27 protein-coding genes are annotated in these 16,991 nt (G+C 60.3%); 2 read left to right on the top strand and 25 right to left on the bottom strand.

Annotated features, from left to right (window positions below):
• Positions 1 to 405: 405 nt before the first annotated feature.
• Together QY917_RS05190 and QY917_RS05185 are read left to right on the top strand one after the other, a co-directional pair.
• On the top strand, positions 406 to 669 hold the full coding sequence (locus QY917_RS05190; protein ID WP_123676657.1) for a type II toxin-antitoxin system Phd/YefM family antitoxin: 264 nt from the start codon (positions 406 to 408) through the stop codon (positions 667 to 669).
• Positions 670 to 697: 28 nt separating this feature from the next.
• Positions 698 to 1,126: a type II toxin-antitoxin system VapC family toxin gene (locus QY917_RS05185; RefSeq protein WP_123676656.1), complete on the top strand. Its 429-nt coding sequence runs from the start codon at positions 698 to 700 to the stop codon at positions 1,124 to 1,126.
• Between the two features lie 131 nt (positions 1,127 to 1,257).
• On the opposite strand, the gene QY917_RS05180 is transcribed toward QY917_RS05185, so the two are convergent.
• From QY917_RS05180 to QY917_RS05060, 25 genes are all read right to left on the bottom strand, one after another.
• On the bottom strand, positions 1,258 to 3,600 hold the full coding sequence (locus QY917_RS05180) for a DEAD/DEAH box helicase family protein (RefSeq protein ID WP_302078890.1): 2,343 nt from the start codon (positions 3,598 to 3,600) through the stop codon (positions 1,258 to 1,260).
• A gap of 99 nt (positions 3,601 to 3,699) precedes the next feature.
• Entirely contained in the window at positions 3,700 to 4,407 is a 708-nt protein-coding gene (locus QY917_RS05175) for a hypothetical protein (RefSeq protein WP_302078889.1), read from the bottom strand.
• A gap of 1 nt (position 4,408) precedes the next feature.
• Positions 4,409 to 4,771 carry a hypothetical protein gene (locus tag QY917_RS05170; RefSeq protein ID WP_123676655.1) on the bottom strand — a complete coding sequence of 121 codons (363 nt, stop codon included), beginning with the start codon at positions 4,769 to 4,771 and terminating at the stop codon, positions 4,409 to 4,411.
• 75 nt (positions 4,772 to 4,846) lie between these two features.
• Positions 4,847 to 5,173: a hypothetical protein gene (locus QY917_RS05165; protein ID WP_123676654.1), complete on the bottom strand. Its 327-nt coding sequence runs from the start codon at positions 5,171 to 5,173 to the stop codon at positions 4,847 to 4,849.
• A 241-nt stretch (positions 5,174 to 5,414) separates the two neighbouring features.
• A complete protein-coding gene (locus tag QY917_RS05160) occupies positions 5,415 to 5,858 on the bottom strand; it encodes a hypothetical protein (RefSeq protein ID WP_123676653.1) in 444 nt (147 codons plus the stop codon).
• A gap of 90 nt (positions 5,859 to 5,948) precedes the next feature.
• Positions 5,949 to 6,383 carry a hypothetical protein gene (locus QY917_RS05155; RefSeq protein WP_302078885.1) on the bottom strand — a complete coding sequence of 145 codons (435 nt, stop codon included), beginning with the start codon at positions 6,381 to 6,383 and terminating at the stop codon, positions 5,949 to 5,951.
• A 222-nt stretch (positions 6,384 to 6,605) separates the two neighbouring features.
• Positions 6,606 to 6,896, bottom strand: coding sequence for a NadS family protein (gene nadS / locus QY917_RS05150; RefSeq protein ID WP_123676652.1), 291 nt, complete (start codon positions 6,894 to 6,896; stop codon positions 6,606 to 6,608).
• On the bottom strand, positions 6,889 to 7,209 hold the full coding sequence (locus QY917_RS05145) for a type II toxin-antitoxin system RelE/ParE family toxin (protein ID WP_123676753.1): 321 nt from the start codon (positions 7,207 to 7,209) through the stop codon (positions 6,889 to 6,891). Before QY917_RS05145 ends, nadS begins: the two co-directional genes overlap by 8 nt.
• Positions 7,210 to 7,492: 283 nt before the next feature.
• Positions 7,493 to 8,641 carry a DUF6094 domain-containing protein gene (locus QY917_RS05140; RefSeq protein WP_123676651.1) on the bottom strand — a complete coding sequence of 383 codons (1,149 nt, stop codon included), beginning with the start codon at positions 8,639 to 8,641 and terminating at the stop codon, positions 7,493 to 7,495.
• A gap of 86 nt (positions 8,642 to 8,727) precedes the next feature.
• Positions 8,728 to 9,141, bottom strand: coding sequence for a hypothetical protein (locus QY917_RS05135; RefSeq protein ID WP_123676650.1), 414 nt, complete (start codon positions 9,139 to 9,141; stop codon positions 8,728 to 8,730).
• 80 nt (positions 9,142 to 9,221) lie between these two features.
• The gene (locus QY917_RS05130) at positions 9,222 to 9,530 is read right to left on the bottom strand and encodes a hypothetical protein (RefSeq protein ID WP_302078882.1); all 309 of its coding nucleotides are present in this window, start codon (positions 9,528 to 9,530) and stop codon (positions 9,222 to 9,224) included.
• A 111-nt stretch (positions 9,531 to 9,641) separates the two neighbouring features.
• The gene (locus tag QY917_RS05125; protein WP_123676648.1) at positions 9,642 to 9,839 is read right to left on the bottom strand and encodes a type II toxin-antitoxin system HicA family toxin; all 198 of its coding nucleotides are present in this window, start codon (positions 9,837 to 9,839) and stop codon (positions 9,642 to 9,644) included.
• A gap of 4 nt (positions 9,840 to 9,843) precedes the next feature.
• Positions 9,844 to 10,119 (bottom strand): DUF1902 domain-containing protein, encoded by a 276-nt coding sequence (locus tag QY917_RS05120; protein ID WP_302078878.1) that lies wholly within the window; start codon positions 10,117 to 10,119, stop codon positions 9,844 to 9,846.
• A gap of 81 nt (positions 10,120 to 10,200) precedes the next feature.
• Positions 10,201 to 10,413: a hypothetical protein gene (locus tag QY917_RS05115; RefSeq protein ID WP_148061019.1), complete on the bottom strand. Its 213-nt coding sequence runs from the start codon at positions 10,411 to 10,413 to the stop codon at positions 10,201 to 10,203.
• A 235-nt stretch (positions 10,414 to 10,648) separates the two neighbouring features.
• Positions 10,649 to 11,167, bottom strand: coding sequence for a RadC family protein (locus tag QY917_RS05110; protein WP_123676646.1), 519 nt, complete (start codon positions 11,165 to 11,167; stop codon positions 10,649 to 10,651).
• A gap of 223 nt (positions 11,168 to 11,390) precedes the next feature.
• A complete protein-coding gene (locus QY917_RS05105; RefSeq protein WP_148061018.1) occupies positions 11,391 to 11,669 on the bottom strand; it encodes a hypothetical protein in 279 nt (92 codons plus the stop codon).
• Between the two features lie 103 nt (positions 11,670 to 11,772).
• Positions 11,773 to 12,042, bottom strand: a complete 270-nt coding sequence (locus QY917_RS05100; RefSeq protein WP_123676644.1) for a hypothetical protein — start codon at positions 12,040 to 12,042, stop codon at positions 11,773 to 11,775.
• A 1-nt stretch (position 12,043) separates the two neighbouring features.
• Entirely contained in the window at positions 12,044 to 12,343 is a 300-nt protein-coding gene (locus tag QY917_RS05095) for a hypothetical protein (protein ID WP_123676643.1), read from the bottom strand.
• 527 nt (positions 12,344 to 12,870) lie between these two features.
• Positions 12,871 to 13,470: a DUF3275 family protein gene (locus tag QY917_RS05090; protein ID WP_123676752.1), complete on the bottom strand. Its 600-nt coding sequence runs from the start codon at positions 13,468 to 13,470 to the stop codon at positions 12,871 to 12,873.
• A 404-nt stretch (positions 13,471 to 13,874) separates the two neighbouring features.
• Positions 13,875 to 14,276, bottom strand: a complete 402-nt coding sequence (locus tag QY917_RS05085; RefSeq protein ID WP_123676642.1) for a hypothetical protein — start codon at positions 14,274 to 14,276, stop codon at positions 13,875 to 13,877.
• Positions 14,273 to 14,737, bottom strand: coding sequence for a hypothetical protein (locus QY917_RS05080; protein WP_148061017.1), 465 nt, complete (start codon positions 14,735 to 14,737; stop codon positions 14,273 to 14,275). The genes QY917_RS05085 and QY917_RS05080 overlap by 4 nt, the downstream gene beginning before the upstream one ends.
• A 200-nt stretch (positions 14,738 to 14,937) precedes the next feature.
• The gene (locus tag QY917_RS05075) at positions 14,938 to 15,165 is read right to left on the bottom strand and encodes a hypothetical protein (RefSeq protein WP_123676640.1); all 228 of its coding nucleotides are present in this window, start codon (positions 15,163 to 15,165) and stop codon (positions 14,938 to 14,940) included.
• 84 nt (positions 15,166 to 15,249) lie between these two features.
• Entirely contained in the window at positions 15,250 to 15,972 is a 723-nt protein-coding gene (locus QY917_RS05070) for a DUF3577 domain-containing protein (RefSeq protein ID WP_123676751.1), read from the bottom strand.
• A gap of 337 nt (positions 15,973 to 16,309) precedes the next feature.
• The gene (locus QY917_RS05065; RefSeq protein WP_123676639.1) at positions 16,310 to 16,594 is read right to left on the bottom strand and encodes a type II toxin-antitoxin system RelE/ParE family toxin; all 285 of its coding nucleotides are present in this window, start codon (positions 16,592 to 16,594) and stop codon (positions 16,310 to 16,312) included.
• Positions 16,591 to 16,836: a type II toxin-antitoxin system ParD family antitoxin gene (locus QY917_RS05060; protein WP_123676638.1), complete on the bottom strand. Its 246-nt coding sequence runs from the start codon at positions 16,834 to 16,836 to the stop codon at positions 16,591 to 16,593. The genes QY917_RS05065 and QY917_RS05060 overlap by 4 nt, the downstream gene beginning before the upstream one ends.
• Between the last annotated feature and the right edge of the window lie 155 nt (positions 16,837 to 16,991).

Genomic DNA, 16,991 nt, shown 5'->3' with positions numbered 1-16,991 from the left:
TAGACCAGCAAACCATGCAAAACCAATTTCTTCTCCTGGCCCTGGCGCCAGTCTTCGCATGACTGGTATTTGGTAAAACCATCGTAGTGGCGAACTAATTTCTCGCACGCTCAACGACCTCATCAATCGCCTTCTATTTGAACGCAATTTGCGAAGAGCCAAGGAACTGGGGATTGAACAAGATTTTCAGAATGCTTTTCGGGGGTTCAGTGGCTTGCAAGAGTGTCGTAGCATGCGGTGCGCATCGCCAAGACGCAGGCAGCCGGGAAAATCTAAAAAAACGCTGCCAAACTGCGGCGCTTGCCAGATGTAGGTAACGTGACTAACATTGCCCCGAGCGCGGAGTGTGCGGCCTGGCTGGACGAGCCCTTCCGCGCCGAGGTACTCGGATCGAAAGGAGCCCCCATGGGCCACACTCAAGTCAGAACCGTCACAAGCCGGGAGTTCGTGCACAACGTGAGCGCAGCCAAGCGCGCCGCATCCGAAGGGGACACCGTGATCATCACGGATCGGGGCGAGCCATCGCTCGCGCTCATCCCCATTGCCGAATACCGCCGTCTCACCAAGACCGACAAGAGCCTCGTCGAGCTGCTGCGCATGCCCGAAGCCGACAGCTACGACTTTGACGTGGAGCCCGTGCGCATCGACGCGAAGGATCTGGACGCGTGAGGCCCGCACCACGCAACTGGGAAACGAGATGCTGATCCTGGACACCAACGTCATTTCGGAAGCGCGCAAAAGCACCTGCCATCCGAATGTACGGGCTTGGTTAGCCGCCCAGACCACGGAGTATCTGTACATCTCCGCCATCACCGTATTGGAGATCCAGCGCGGCATCAGCCTGGCCGCGCAGCGCGGGGACGAAGCGCAGGCGGCGGTTTTCAATCGCTGGCTTGAAGAAATGGTGCTGCCGGCTTTCGCCGGCCGCATCCTGCCCATTGATCACGTCGTCGCCAGGCGGTCGGCTAAGCTGCAATGGGTAGATTCCAGGGACTACCGCGACCCCTTGATTGCCGCAACCGGCCTCGTTCATAGTGCGGCCGTGGTCACGCGCAACATCAAGCATTTCGAGGCCACCGGGGTTCGACTGGTCAACCCATGGGAATTTCTCCCCGAGAAAACATGAAAATCAGCAGCGTGCAGCGCGGATTTCTCGCATGAGGGTGAGATAAGGGAAAAAGCAGGTGTGCTCCCATGCAGGGTGCACCAAAAAAAACCCACCCCCGCTTGCGCGAGAGGTGGGTCGAGGCTGGCATTTCAACCGTGCAGCAGCTTCTTGGCCAGTGCCACTTCCAGGCTGTCGCCCGAGTCGTTGAGCACGTCCAGACCGCTGTCTGGCATGTCGCCCGACGTGGACTGCGACACTGCGATCTTCTTGCCCATGAGCCTCAAGCAGTCCATTTGCGTGGTGCCCGCATAGCCCAGGTACAAGACCTTCACCGGCAGCTTTTGACCAATGCGCCATGAGCGCCTGGATGCCTGCTGGACGGTATAGACGTTGTAGCCCGATTGCATGAACACGATCGTTGGGAATTCCAGCAAGTCCAGGCCGGTTTTCACGAGCTCGGGGTTGCAGATCATCACGTCGATACCGCGCTCCACCTGGTCGGCCACCCAATCCTCGCGGCGGGCAGCATCGACGCTGGCGCGCAGCACTCCGACCTTCAGACCTTCCTGCTCCAGTTGCGACTTCAACCGGGCCGTGGTGTCACGGGTGCCGGAATAGATCGAATAGGCCAGGACTCTGCGGCCGTGGGCCTTTTCTTCCTTGCAGATGCGCAGCAGCTCCAGCTCCTTGGGCGAAGATTCACCTTCAGAAAACACGGCCGGCTGCGAGTACAGCACCTTGCGGGTACGCGGATGTTGCACGGTTTCAAAGCGGAACGCGCAATCTGGCCAGGCCAGCAACACGTTCATCACGACACCCAGCAGGCTGTTGTCGTGCAGTACGAGGGCATGCTTCAACTCCTGCACCAGAATGCTCTGCATGCGGCGATAGGCCTCGCCCTGCACTTCCGTCATGGGCACCTCCAGGAACTGCTCTTCGTAGGGCGGCAAGACCTTCTGGCCAATGTCGCGCAGTTTCAGGAACACGGTGGTCGGAAGCACGTAGCGCATGATGCCGACCGGGCCGAACCCTGGGGCCTTGCTGGTGCGAACCGTCATCTGCTTTCCCTTGGCCGTGCGGTGCGAGGGGCCGCTGGACTCCTTGTACACGTCCTTGAGCACGCCATGCTCACGCATGAAGGCCATGGCCGCATTACCCATGGAGCCGGTCTTGGCGGGTTTGAACCCGTCTTCGATCATGCTGCCCGGATCGAGGCGCCACAGCAGATGAAACAGATCGTCGGCATAGCCGCCCATCAGCGTGCCAGTCAGCAGCAGCGTTTTTTGACACTGGCTGGCAAGCACCCCCATGGCCTGGCCCTGGGCCGAACCCTCGTTCTTGTACTCGTGCCCCTCATCGACCACCAGCAGGCCAAAGTAGCCGCGCGGCAGGTAGCGCTTGATGAACTCGGTGGCCTGGTAGCCACCTTCTCCGATGCTGAACTCAAAGTTGGCGAGGCTGCGCTCCATGCGCGCGGCCTGCCGGTCACTGAACACCAGCTCACCGTTGTCGTCCATCAGGTTTACGAACTCATAGACGTTGTCACCCAGCATGTCGCCAAGCGCCTTCTCCCCGAAGATGGAGAGCAGGCGTCGGGCGGTCTTGTCGCCAATGGTGGGCATCTGCTTGAGGGCAGACAGCACCAGGTCGTACATGGACTCGATCGGCTTGCCGGCGCGCATCAGCGTCCACAAGGCGCTGCCACAATGGAGGCACTTGAGACGCCGGTCGCCCAGGGTGGCCTGGGCGAACTCGGACGACACGGGCATGGGATGCCCTTCATCATCCTCACGGGTGATCGGTGCCATGCAATCAGAACAGGCTGCCACGGTGAACGTCTGTCCATCGACGCGCTGCTTGCGCGTGATGAACGACGGCTTCCAGTGAAAACCCATGCGCATGCGCACCCGTCCCAGGATGAAGAACTCGGGCTTGCCGGTTTTCACCCCCAGAGCGTCGCGCAGCATCAGCAGCTTCCTCAGCGTATCCGCACCGTTCAAGATCCAGACCTTGGCGTCCGGCACGGTATCGAGGATCTCGCGCCGCCACTTGTAAACCAGGTGCGGCGGCGAGATGACCAGGGTACGCGGGTGCGTGCGTTGCATCACGGCCGCCGCGCAGATGGCCATCATGGTCTTGCCCGTGCCCATTTCCGCGTTGATGACGGCTGCAGGCCGGTTCTCATCGACCAGCAGCTTCACCGTGGCATGCACGGCATCGGCCTGGGCCTTGAACGGCTGGCGCTTGAGTCCGTCAAGAATGGCCTGGCGCGCGTTCCAAAGTGTGGTTCTCTCATCGATGGCCGGATCGAACACCGGAGGGTTCTGCGACTTGACCTGCTCCAGCAGGCCGTCGCCAAATTCTTCGATGAACTGTGCCAGTGCCAACTGCGGCCCGGATTCACCGTTTCCGGTGTCCTGGAGCTGCTGCTGTGGATCGGACAGGGCCTGTTCGAGTTGGCCGCCGACAGTTTCACATTCCATGTTTTCCATTTCGACTCTCCTTCAGTTAAAAAAACGGAGAGCCAGCACGGGGCCGGACTCCCCGCACGGGTTGATGAAAAATGCACCCACCTGCGTGGGCGCCGATGCTCAGGCGGCGATGGCCTCCTGAATTCGAGAGGCCTCGACCGACTGGTGGCCGAGGCTTGCCTGCAGTGCTGCACCGCCCTCCTCCAGCCGCAGAACGCCCATGCGGACGCTGCTGCTGATGAAGGCGGTGAAGTGGTCGCTGAGACTGACGCGCATCGCGGTCATGTTTCCAAGGGCTGGATACAGCCTGCTATCCAAGGCCTGGATGGCCTGCTTTTCCCGGCACCACTGGAACACCGGCTCGCGCCAGTGCTCTTGCAGCGCCACGGGCGAGAGCAGGTTGACCAGCTGCCACAGTCGATGGCGATAGTCCTCGGCCTGCTCAGCACTGCGCCTGGCCGCCGAGGATGAGTGCAAGGCCCAACCGATGCGATTGGCGCGGTCGGGTGAGCGCATGCCTCTGTCAAACAACCACATCTGGTTCAGCGGGCCAAACAGGTTCTGCCGAGGCAGCTTGCCGGCGTGCTTGTCCAGGCGCTTCACATCCCCCACATCGACACGGTGGCGCTCGCCATCCTTGCCGACCAGGTGAATCTGATTGACGCCACGCTGGGAGGCCCCCAGCTCGAACGCGGCGAGCATCTGCATCAGCACACCATCGCGGCCATAGACCGACAGGAACATCAGCCGCCCCTCGCTGTCGCGCAGGCAGGCATCGGCCCAAATGTCGGAGAACTCCTCGATTTGATAGAGCGTGTGGTTCAGCATTTCAGGCTCCTTGCGTTGCCTGACATGCATAGAACTGCTCGACCCTGGCCAGGATGGTCTGCAGGTTTTCCAGTACCCGCCCGTGCTGCGAGTTGACCCGGGCCTCCGTGATGCGCGGTGGTTGGGACACGGCGAGGGTTTCGCTGTAGTCCCCATTGCCGCGGGTTCCAAAGCGGAAGGCTAGGATGCCGTTCTCGCGCGTGTGACAGGTCGCGCAACTCGCCAGGCCGTGCTCGTTCTGGCGCTTCTCTGTGATGATGCGCAGCACCTGGTTGTTGCCCATCTCGATCAGGGACAGGCCCGTCCAGCCATAGGCGGTGCGGTAGTAGGACGTTTGAACTTGTTGAACCGGTTGAACTTGCATGGTGACTCTCCTTGGATTGCAGGCGGAGTCACCTCCCCACGGGGAAGTGATCCCCGCCAGGGTTGATGGAAAAATTCAGGCCTTGCTGTAGTAGGCCTCGACCTTTGAACGAATGGCGTCAATGCGTGCAATGACGGCCGCGTGCTGCTCACGCACGGCTTTTTCCGTGATGCGCTTGGGGCTTGTCAGCTCCAGGCGCTCGTAGAAATCGCCCGTACCGGCCAGGCCGGCGGCGTGCGATTTGAAGCCACGCCCGTCGTGCCGCCAGACGGCGGCCCGAGTGGACAGGCCGTTGCCGAATGCACGCCGGCTGGTTTCGATGATGAGTTCCTGGTTGCCAGGCATCTCGACCGTGGTCTTGCCGTTCCAGCCTTGGCTGTCGCGGAAGTAGGTGGTTTGCATGAGGGCTCTCCTTCAAAAAAATGCCGGATAGCCCTGCCCCATCGGGGAAGGAATTCCCCGGCGGGTGGTGGTTGCAGAAGTACCCGGCCAGCTTGCGCCGGCCTGCGCGTTTTCAGGGTTGAACGCGCGTTGAGACCATCATCCTTTTGGTCAGATGGTTTCCCCGAGCGTCCGCCATGCGGCGGGCGCTCGGGGAACCCATCGGGTTCCCAGTGGGTTGAAAGGAAGTTGAAAGGAAGGTTCAGCGGCTGACGCTCAGGGACGACTGCAATGCCTGCAAGCCATCCCTTACCATCCAGAACAGGGTTTCATAGTCATGGCCATCGGGCACCTTCTCCGAGCGATTGAGTTCGTCGTTGAAGGCCTGCACCTGGCGCAGCAACCTGTCTGCCCGGTGCTGCGGCGAGTCGGCCGGGCTGTCGCTGTCGGCCTGGGGTTCGGATGAAGAACCGGAACGCTTGCCGTATTTCGCGCCCATGCGATCACGGATTTCCTGGGCGCAGCGCACCCAGGCATGGCCGGAAATCAAAGGGCGGTCGATCGTTTCGGGATCGACCTCCGCCACTGCCTCGGCGCGCTTCATGATGGCGTCGATGATGAAGACCTGCGCCAGCGCCCCGCTGTTGTTGAAGTTCATCAAATCCACGATGAATTCGACGTTGGTCAGAGAAGTACCGTTGTTCATTTGCAAGCTCCAAAAATGCGTGTGAAGCCTGCTGCCCTGCGGGGAAACAGGCCCCACGGGGTTGAAAGAGAAGTGCGTTGTGCCTGCCGGTCAGTCGGCGCGATCCACCAGCTTGTCCGCAAATGCTGCCAGCGCCCTCGCCTTCGCAGCCTCACGTTCGCCATGCAGCACCAGCGCGTGGTGCCTGCGCACCTGGTCGCGCCAGGACTGGCATTGCACGGGAGTCATGTCCAGGAATTCCAATGGACAGCTGTAGTAGCAGGGGCCCATGGCCTCCTCCAGGGTCTTGTAACCCCAGCCATAACGATCACAGTCCAGCAGGTCACACCTGATGAAGTCCAGGTATTGCCCGGCCTTCAGGTGGGCGACACCATCCTGCAGCGCGGTTATGCGTACCACCGACCACAGCACGTTGTCGCAATCGGCGTGGCGCAGCGTCTCCATTCGGGCAGCTTCATTTCCGCGCAGCTGCAACAGGCCAGCGATCAATTCCGTGCGGCTGAGCCCTGTAAATAGCCATCCCATGGCGGTTCTCCTTTACAAAAAAATGCCGGAGAGCCGCCCCTGACCGGGACAGACTGCCCCGGCGGGTGGTTGATGAAAAATACCCGGCCAGCTTGCACTGGCCTGACGCGCTTTCAGAGTTGAGCGCGCCTTGAAACCGTTCCATGGTTTGATGCAGAAGGTTTCCCGAAATGGCCTGGTGAAAGCCATTTTGGGAACCCCTCCAAAAGGGGTGGGGATGAATCAGCGTTGCAAAGCGCTCATCGCCAGCATCGGCTCCTGAGACACGATTTTCAGCAGTGCCGAGGCCGGCCCCGTGGGGGTTCGCCTCTGTTGCTCCCAGTTTTGAAGTGTCTTGATGCTGACATGCATGAGGCTGGCAAAGTCACCCTGAGACAAGCCAGTGCGCTCGCGCACCTTCTTGACATCCAGAGAACTCATCGTGAAGCGGCGCGAAGGCTCGGCTTCGCCTCGCTTGATCTGGCCAGCTTCTTTCAAGCTCTGCACGAGATCGCCAAATAGCGTGCTATCCATGGCACAGCTCCTTTACAAGTTCCCGCAAAATCGCCGTTTCGCGGTCGGTTAGATTGTCTTTCTCGGATTTCGGATAGACCAGCAACATGAAGATCTGCCCGTCTTCTTTAAGCCAGTAGTAGATGACACGAACGCCGCCACTTTTTCCCTGACCTTCCAGTCCAAATCGCATCTTCCGAATTCCGCCACCAGCTTTGATGAGTGCTCCCCGCTGAGGGTCGTCGAGCAGCTCACGTTGCATGGCCGCGTACTCATCGTCGGACATGAGTTGCAAAATCTGGCGGGTAAAAACCGGCGTTTCGATGAACTCCAGCGCGTTCATATTGTACGCCAGTGGCGGACTTGCATGAAAAGCATGATGGCTCCTTTCAAGAGAAGCCACGCCCTGGTGGGGGATGGCCCCACGGGGTTGATGAAGATGGATACCCGGCCAGCTTGCACTGGCCTGACGCGCTTTCAGAGTTGAGCGCGCCTTGAAACCGTTCCATGGTTTGATGCAGAAGGTTTCCCTGAAGGGCCTGGTCAAGGGCCACTCAGGGAACTCATCTGCGATGAGTTCTTTGAGCCTGCATTGTGCAAGCCCTCTTTGGTGCCGGTCAACTGATCTTCACGATCTGCCCCAGCCGGTCGCCCGGCGTGAAGTCGATCGCGTTGATCACAGGCACAAACCTGTCGAGCATGGTGACGGTCTCCGTCACGTTGCCGTTGTCATCGACCTGGGTGGCCACCGTGCGCTCCTTCTTTTTAAAAGTGTCGCCCTTGATCAGAAACACACGACCGTCCTTGCTCTCGATGCGACCGGTGACCTGTCCGGCGGCAAGCGCCAGGGCCAGGTGCCACTTGGTCATATCGCGCAATGGCCTGCGATGCTCCGATTTGGCCTGGCTGAACGTGGTGTCGAACCCCGTCCACAACAGGCTGTTTTGCCACCGATCGAGCTCTTGCGCGAGCTGCGGCCCATCGAGACGCACGGCACGGAAGTCGAACTCCGAGCCATAGGCCACCGATGGAACCACATAGCGCTCCTGCGTCCACTGCCTGGGCAGCTCCTGGTTGTTCAGCTCGCCGGCCTGGGCGCGTGTCAGCATGTCCAGCACGTCCTTTCGGGGGTGGCCAGGCTTGCACTTGGCTCCCACGATGACGCATTGCTTGAACTGCTGCTCGGGCGCCATGAAAAACCGCAGGTCGGTGAAATTGCGCGCCAGGTAGGTGCGGATTTCATCGTCAAGGGCGTAGTGCGGAATGATGTACACCAACACCCCGCCGATCATCAACAGCGGTGCGGTTTTCTTCAGAAAAGTGCGCTCCAGCCGTTCGGCCCGCTCGTTGGTGTCCGAAGCCACGGCTCCAGTGGCGTTGTCCTTCAATCCAAACCCATAGGGCGGATTCAGGAACAGCAGGCCCACCGTTCTCGGCTTGATCACCACGTCATGGATGTCCGAATGGATCACGCTCTGCACGATGGTTTTCGCGTGCCAGGCACGTTCCTGGTCAAACTCGACACCGTAGGTTTCGATGAATGGCCCGTGGGGCCAGCTGTTGCACAGGCCCTGACACAGGTCAGCCAGGGCAGCGCCCTCGCCGCAACACGGATCGAGCATGCGGATCGTCCGCCCCTCACATGGCACACCACCCGACAGGTCGGGAATGAGCATGGGGAGGATGCGGCTCAGGGTCTCCCCGTCGGTCGGGAAGTAGCCGTTCTTGATGAAATTGCGCGCCAGGCGCTGGAAGATCAAAGCCATGGGGTTCTCCTTGGTTGTGGACAGGAGACACCCCTGACGGGGAGTTGCCCCGTCCGGGTTGAAAAAACTGTAACTTCAGCTATCCGTCAATCAAAGACGGGATCAGGCTCAGTATTGAAGCCGACGACTTCGAGGGCTAGGCGAAAGGCTTCATCAAGCCCTTCCCACGCAACGCTTCCGCCTCTGGCCTCGCCTTCTTCATAGGCGGCGATCAGCGCCTCACAGGCTTTGATTGCCTTGCGCTTGCGCCGTAGTTCCACGACTGAAAAACGAGGAACGAAGTCACCTTCGATTTCGATCGCCTCGAACTGCAGCACGCCGCCATCGTCTTCTTCGAAATCGTCACAGAGCAATGGCATCTCCTCACTGTCGTCCCAAAGTGAGCCGTCTGTGGCAGCCGCGTCGGCGATGCAAATCGCTTCCTCGGCGCTGTTGGCAGAGATCCCTACGGTCACGTCATGACGGTAGGGCAAGGTGTAGCTAACCTCAAATTTCTTCATGTTGATCTCCTGGTTTGAACAAGCGGAGACAGCACCCCATGCGGGATGCCTGGCCCCGCATGGGTTGGTGGTAGAAAGACTCAATACTCAGATGGGAGCAGCAAGGTGGTCACCGAGCGATCCCATTCGGTGATGATCCAGATCTTGGTAGTGGCGTTGATCTGGTAGGACGACATGATGCGACCGCCATGCTTGACGGCACGGTTGTTGGTCGCGCAATCCTCGGCGTCCATCTCGCCCCAGTCGCCCGAGACATGCCGGAGCACTAAGGGGGCGGGCCTGAGCAGCCCGTTTCCGACGAGGTCGCAGACGCCTTCGGTCATGCAGATGCTGCCGAGCTCAAACAGCGGACGCCCGAATGCAAAAGACGCGTTCATAGAAGCGGACATGGTTGTCTCCAAAAGGAAAGTGGGATGCCCGCACCCGTTCGGGGCAGGAACACCCCGGGGGTTGAAAGAAAGGAAGGCCCGTGCAGCGCCGAAGCGCCGCGAACGGGCAGGTCAGAACGACTTGGGCAAGCCTGCCTGTTTGAGCACCGCGTTGGCGGTGTGGCGAGACTTGATCTTGTGGTCAACCGGGAAGCGAGTCCCGGTATGTGGCGAGTACCAGATGTCGTGATCGCCCTTGCCAGGACGCTCGAAACGACAGCTGGCAGCGCGCAGCAGCCGGATCAGCTCCGGCGTAAAGCTGGCGCCCATGGACTCAATGGAGCGCGCGTGAAGTGATGCCCCAGCGACGCGCCATCAGCTCATAGGTAACCGCATCATCCATCGCTACGCCATTGGCTTCGAGCAGCTCAGGCACCAGGTGGTGGAGCTTCTCTGCCAGGGCTTCGAGTGAGGCACTTTCGGTGGCAAGACCCGGAACATCGTCCGAGGTTGCCACCCAAACGCCCGCCTCGTCGTCCCACTCGGCGTGAATGAGATAGGGCTTTTGCATGGGGCCAGTATAGGCCGGCATGCACAGTGCAAGTGCCATAAAACACCTCCTTGAACAGGTGGTGGACAGGTGCCCCGGAGGGGCAGCCCATCCGGGTTGATGAAAGCGAAGCCAGTAACGCTAGAGCGGTTGCCAGCAGCGCGACCACATCTCAAAGCCGAACGGCTGCCTAAAGTTGGGCAGCTGCTCGGCCTGTGGCATCTCGGCCTGGAGTTCGGGCACAGCGCTTTCGCTGGCAAGGCCCGGAACAGTGTCGGAACCAGCCACCGATGCACCAGCGCCGTCCTCCATGCCATCGGTGAGGCAAGATTTCTGCGTTAGATCAGTACTCATGAAACACCTCCTTGGTGCAGTGGATGGACAGGTGACCCGGAGGGGCCAGCCCGTCCGGGTTGATGAAGTTGGAGAATTGCCTCGATCGCCAGGGCGACCGGCTGTGTTTACAAGGCTGAACACAGCGCAAAACCATCATTCGGTTGGAGGGATGGTTTCCCACAGCGCCCTGCCCTGCCTATGTGCGGGCCCGGCGCTGTGGGAACCCATCCGTGGGTGGGTTCCGGGTTGAGGGTTAGACCAAGCCTTGCTCGGCCAGGCTCAATACCTGCATCGGCGTGACGATGAAGTGATCGAGCAGCCGGATGTCCAGCATCGCCAGGGCTGTTTTGAGGGTCTGCGTCAGCGCCTCATCTGCGCGGGATGGGGTTGGATCGCCACTGGGGTGGTTATGGGCCACCATGACGGCCGCGGCTTCATGACGCAGCGCCCCGATGGCAAGCTCGCGCGGATACACGGAGGTCTGTCCCAAGGTGCCGCGAAACAGCGTTTCAGCATGCAGCAGTCGGTGATGGCTATCCAGGTACAACACCACGAATTCCTCATGTGGCAAGGTGCCCATGCGAATCCGCAGGTATTCCTTGACCGCCGTCGGGGTCTGCAGAGCCGGTCCGTGATGCACCCTGGCCAGCAGCCGCAGCTCGGCGGCATTCAGGATTTCGACATCCGACGCCGGCCTGTAGCAGCCACCGGCCTCGGCCACCAGCAGCGGCGAGTTCTCTTCAGCGCAAGAGACGATCGAATTGATGAACATGGTGCTCTCCAGTCAAAAATGGACGGAGGACACCCCCGGCAGGAGCGTCGCCCCATCCGGGTTGTTGAAATGAGTGATACGGGAATCGGCCCATGCGATGGCACACTGTCGGCCATGGCCGATCGCACGAAACTGATACCCATCCAGGGTGGCAATGCCGCCCAGCAGGTCGATTTGACCGAACTGCTGGAGGACATGGACTTGAGGCAGGCCCTGCCCCGGCTCAGAGCGCTATCGCGCCGTCGCAAGCCGGCGGCCAATTCCGTTCTTGCAGTAGTTGGCGCAGGGACTGCGGAAGCTCCCGCGCCAGATCCCGGCGAGCCAGACAGCGGCGCACCAGCCTGACGGCCGAGCACACTTCGTTGGGTGCAAAGCGCTCGCGCGCCTGCTCCAATTGCTGCCAGTCCTCGTCGGATGCTCGGCTCAGCCACTCGTTGAAGATGCTGTGAAACAGCATTCGCTCTTGCGCGTCGGCAGTCAGGGCAAAGATGTTGAAGGTCATCGTCGTCTCCATGAGAAAAAACGGGGACGACCTACCCCGCACGGGGATTGGCTGTCCCCAGGGGGTTGATGAAAATGCAGTCCGGCTGCAGTGCCGGACGAACTCAGCGGGAACGCAGTCGGTGTTCCCAGCCTTCTTCACGCAAGTCCCAGAGCAGTTTCTGGAACTCGCCTTCGAGCCTGTTGGCCATGTCGGGTGGTGTGCCCAACTCGGTAAACGCCTCGAAGATGTGCAGCTCAGGCCAGGGCATCTCGCGCCTGAGCATGACGGGCCTCAGATAGTCGAGCACTTCATGAAGCGCCCTGTCCACCTTGTAGGCCGTATCGTGGGGCTTGCCGGCCGCCACCAGGGTTTTGTAGAAATCGACAGCCATGTCATGCCGCCAGCTTGATCACCACGGCGATGATGATGCCGGTGGAAGCCAGCATCGCACCGAACATCTTGATCGTGAGATCGTTGATGACCTTGTGAAGCTCGGCCACGATTTCAGCCCGAAGCACTTGCCCGTCCGCTTTGCTCAGAACTTGCTCTCGCAAATCCCGAACATCGCCGCGCACGCCTTCGACGCCGTTATCGACCATCTGTTTCATGGCTTGTTCCACCTCGTTGGCGTTATCGGAGGGGATGCCCGCTCGCGACAACGAACCGTAAACAGTCAAATGAGACACGCTCATCAGTCTACTCCTTGCATCGAAAAATGCAGGGCCTGGCCCTTGCGAACAGGCGCCCGCAAGGGTTGATGGAAATCACAGTTGTACCCGGTAGGCTTGCGCCGGCCCGCGTGTTTTCAGGGTTGAACACGCCTTGAGACCATCTTCGGTTCGGGTCAGATGGTTTCCCCCAGTGTCCGCCACGCTGCGGGCACTCGGGGAACCCATCGGGTTCCGGGCTAGAAACGATTGCTTGAACTGCACCCCCTCACTGCGGCCCGTCATTGCTCCGAGGAGCTGGGGCGGCAGGTGGATCACCGAAGGCGGGGGTCGAGGTGACCAATAAAAGGCGCGAGGGTCAACGGTGCGGTTTGGCTTTCACCGCACACCGCCCATTCGCAAAGCTGCGGACGCATGAGGTCGCCGCCACCCTGCTAGGACATCTTCCCGCGGCATGCCGGGAGGCTGGCCTCTACACCCAACGGACGATGTAGAGGTCAGCCCACCGCTAGGCGGGCTGGAGGCGGAACCCTTGCGGGCTCCCCTTCCTGTCAACTGGTAAAGAGCCAGGTCTGCTGCTTGGCATCGAAGCGATAGCCACGCTGCCTGAGCATTCCTGCCTGCTGTCTCAACAAGGCCCGATCCACGGAGGCATCGAGCTTGACGGGCATGGCCCGCTCCATGGCCGACCAGGTTTCTTCATCGAACAGATCGTTTGCAGGTTCAGATTCATCCGCGTCCTGTACGGGTGCGGCTTCCTCCTTGGACTTCTTGAACTTGTCCCAGCGCTTGTCGCGGGGCTCTTCCTGGACGGGTGGCTTCTGGATGGCGGGTGCCGGCTGCGGCTGCTCTTCCAGGGGATCGGGTTCAACGATTTCCTCGGACACCGGTCGTTGATCTTCGGTCAGCACCTGCACATCGCGCAGGCGTGCCCGAATCTCCGTGACGGCCTTGCCGTAGGCGACATACTGGCCCATGTAGATTTCGTCGATCCACACGGTCGCCTCGTAGGTGCCCTCGTCGAACTGGTCGAGCAGTGATTCCTTGACCTTGAACTCACCGAAGTCGGTGGACAGGTCGGCAATACAAAACGGGCCATTGCGGCCGTTGATGCGCTTGACGCGCAGGGTGGCATTTTTGACTGTGATCATGGTGGTGTGCTCCTGGTGAAAAAACACGGAAGCACTCCACGCACGCCCCTCGCGGGGCATGAGGGCTGTCCCGTGAGGCTGGAAAAAATAGAAGATACCCAGACCGCTTGCGCGGCCTGGGCTCTCCGAGGCTTGGAGTTACTGACAGGCTTGCGACCTGGCAGTTCTGGCGACGCAACAGCGAGTGTGTGTGCAGTTCGAGGAGGCGTGCCGAGGGTACCCCGACGCTTGCGCGCGTGCCCACTTCAGGGGTTGATGGGCCTCATACGCCAGCAGTGCTGGCCCTGGTTATTCAAGTGACACCAGTAAACACTCGCAAAGCGATCTAAGGATATGCGCTGGGCATCAGAAAATCAAGACTGACTGACTGGATGCGTTGCAAGACCAAGGTTTCCACGGATTGCTCATGCTCGACCTGGTGTGTGGCTGTACGGTTGTCCGGCCGCATCCTCTGCGCCCACCTCGGCGATCAGGTCGTCTGCGACCGGGTCGCGCGCACCACCGGCGGCAATGTGCCGGTTGTACCAGGTGGAGATCAACTCACCCAAGGCGTCTTCGTCCTGGCCCATGAAAAAGCCGTGAGGCAGACCGCTCTCACGCTCGATGAGCTCGATCACGGCGGTGTCAAAAGACACGTCTCCGGTGCCGGGGTCGCGGGCTAGGTGCAAATCGGCAAATGACACGCCTTCAGGAATACTGATGGGGACGATTTTCTTCATGTGCGCCTCCACGCGCTGCGGTATTTCGCGCACCCAGCGCGCCTTGAGGGCGGCCGGGACGCGCAGGTGAATGACGGTGCCTGTCATACGTAGTATCGGCGCACGTGCAGCCCATACTTTAAACCGCAGCCCTCGTTTGCCTTTGTATAAGCCCTGGCTCCTGCGTAGTCCTTGCCAAAGCTGCAGATGAGATTGCCGTTTGCGTTCACTACGTCATGTCTCGCGCTACAAGATGACGTAAAGATCCGCACGTACACATCCTCTCCCAGCAGATCGGCCAGGTAGTCGCGCTGGGTGCGGTACGGGCGGCCGGTAGCGGGATCAAAAACCGCGCCGTCACCTTGGGCTTTGTGATAGCCGCCGGTCATCGCGATGATCTTATCGCTGCCGACATATACAGATTGCCCCTGGGGCTCCTCCGCGATCCACAGATCCCCGTCGTCGGCCAGCAGCAACCACGTCATAACGCAGCTGTAAGCGGCCATTGCCTCGCGGGCGTGGCGGCGCAAAGTCTTGCGGTTGGCAGGGGTGGCGTTGATTTTGGTCAAGATGTACTCCTGGTGAAAAAAACACGGAAGCACTCCACGCACGCCCCTCGCGGGACATGAGGGCTGTCCCGTGAGGTTGGAAAAAATAGAAGATACCCAGACCGCTTGAGCGGCCTGGGCTCTCCGAGGCTTGAAGTTACTGACAGGCTTGCGACCTGGCAGTCCTGGCGACGCAACATCAAGGCTGCATGCAGGCAACACTAGGGTTCCATGCGTTGCGTCCATGCGCGGCTGCGATGCGCTGCATACGCCTGGTCAGCGGTCAGGAAATACTCCACCGACTCGCGGGACACTGGCCCATCCTGATCGCAAGTGCCAAGGTAGTAGCCCGCCCGCGACTGCAACACCTGCAGTGGCAGGCACTTGTTGCAATACTGCCAGGCCAACAGGCCATGCGCAGGGGTCTGTGGGTGTTGTGGCTCTGTCATCTGGTACTCCGTTCGCTTCAAAAAACCAAACCCCTCGATTCGCCACGAAGGCGAATGCGAGGGGTCTGGTCGTGGCGCTGAGTTTCAGGCTACGGCACGAGCAACATAGTCGGCGCCCTGGCGGACGGTACGACCGGCAGCGTATCCACCGTTGTAGGCGGGACGCTGGCTGGCAGGACGTGCTTGCGGCGGACGAGCAGCCGGCTGGACACGTTCCTGGATGCGCTCGGGACGCTGGCGTTGAGGTTCACCCTCGGCCACCTGCGGCGCAGTGTCGCGTTGCAGCCCTTCACCCTGTTCGACCGGTTGCGCCGCTGGCGAACCCTGCTCCAGCTCCGGGGGAGCGGATTGCAGGTCGTCAACGGGCTGGTCGGCTTCGGGATCGCGCCGGTACACGTTTTCACCATCGATGGTGATACTGTTGATCAGGAGCAGGCGACCCTTGATGAGTGCTGCCATCTCCTTCTCGCCAGTCTTGCGACCATCGCGCTCACGTACATCGCGTTCGTACATGTGGGGATAGATGTCCCCAATGCGGAATGCGATGAACACCTTGCGCTTTTCCTCGACATCCACCTTCAGGCGCTCGACCATCTCGATGGCCTCGCTGCCACTGACCCGCAGGTCGAAGTAGGTGTAGTCGGGGCTCTCCGCATTGCCACGAATGGCAGACACGGAACAGGCAAGGAAGGGTTCGGCACGGCGGCCGGCGTTGCGACGAGGTTCAACCCAGCGGACACGGTTCACGTATCCGACGCCATTGACATGCAGGTTGAAATGGTTGGTTTGTGCGGAAGCAGTCATCATGATCTCCAAAAGAATGGACTTAGGAGATCACGCAGCCCGACACCGACCGTGAGGCCGAGGACAGGAATACGCAAAATCCCTGTCCGGGTTGCAACGAAAATACTCTGGCACCGACCTTGGGAGTCAGTGCGTGCGCCTTTCAAGAGTTGAGACGCTGCGTGGTGCCTTGCGGCATGTCACGGGACGAAAGCTATATGGTTCGGGGAGCGATGTCAAGAGTCGTCTTCGACGCCCACACCGTGGAGCCAACGCCATGAACCGCACCCTGCCCTCAATCTGGATCAGCACCGCAGCGGACTATCATCCCGCGCTCAAGACAGAAGAGCGTTTCCTGAATCTATAGGTGCCGCTCGGCATCTTGCCGTTGGTGCAGCACGCGGATAACGTCCAAGTGATCGGGGTAGTCCAGAAAATAGACCACGTGCGAGCCGCATAGGTATTTCTGCAGGTTCGGCAACACGGAGGGGCGGCCTTGCTTTGTTCCTCGGGCTAGCGCATAGCAGGCATCCCGAATTGTGTCGGTGTAGCTGTCAGCCTGGTCTGGCCCCCACCTGTCCGCGCTGTAGTCCCACATCTCGCCAATGTCCGCCTCCGCCGCTGGCGAAAACGCGATGACCTTCATTGCGCTTGAAATCCTGCACGCTTACGGGCCTTAAAAGCCTCAAAGTCGAACGGGTGCGGTTCGCCAGATTCAAGGCCGGCACTCAGCGCATCTTGTAGCGCCTTCACCCTGGTTTCATGCTCTTCAAGCAGTCGCAACCCTGCCCGGATTACATCGCTTGCGGAACCATAACGCCCGCCCTGCACTTGGGAATCAATGAAGCTGGTGAAGTGTTGTCCGAGGGATACGGAGGTATTTCTCATGGATTTTCTCCTTGGCTCGGTACCATTTTATACCAATAATTGGTATTTATCGTACTGCCACACCTCCAACAGATCAAGGATCAACAGCTGTAATCCAACCCTGGCGTGAGCGTCCGTGGATACTCGACCCCGCCAGCGAGGAAGGCGCATAGATC

Source organism: Diaphorobacter sp. C33 (assembly GCF_030503915.1).
GTDB lineage: Bacteria > Pseudomonadota > Gammaproteobacteria > Burkholderiales > Burkholderiaceae_C > Diaphorobacter > Diaphorobacter nitroreducens.
The sequence above is the reverse complement of the archived record's forward strand: the minus strand, read 5'-3'. Positions and strand labels throughout refer to the sequence as shown.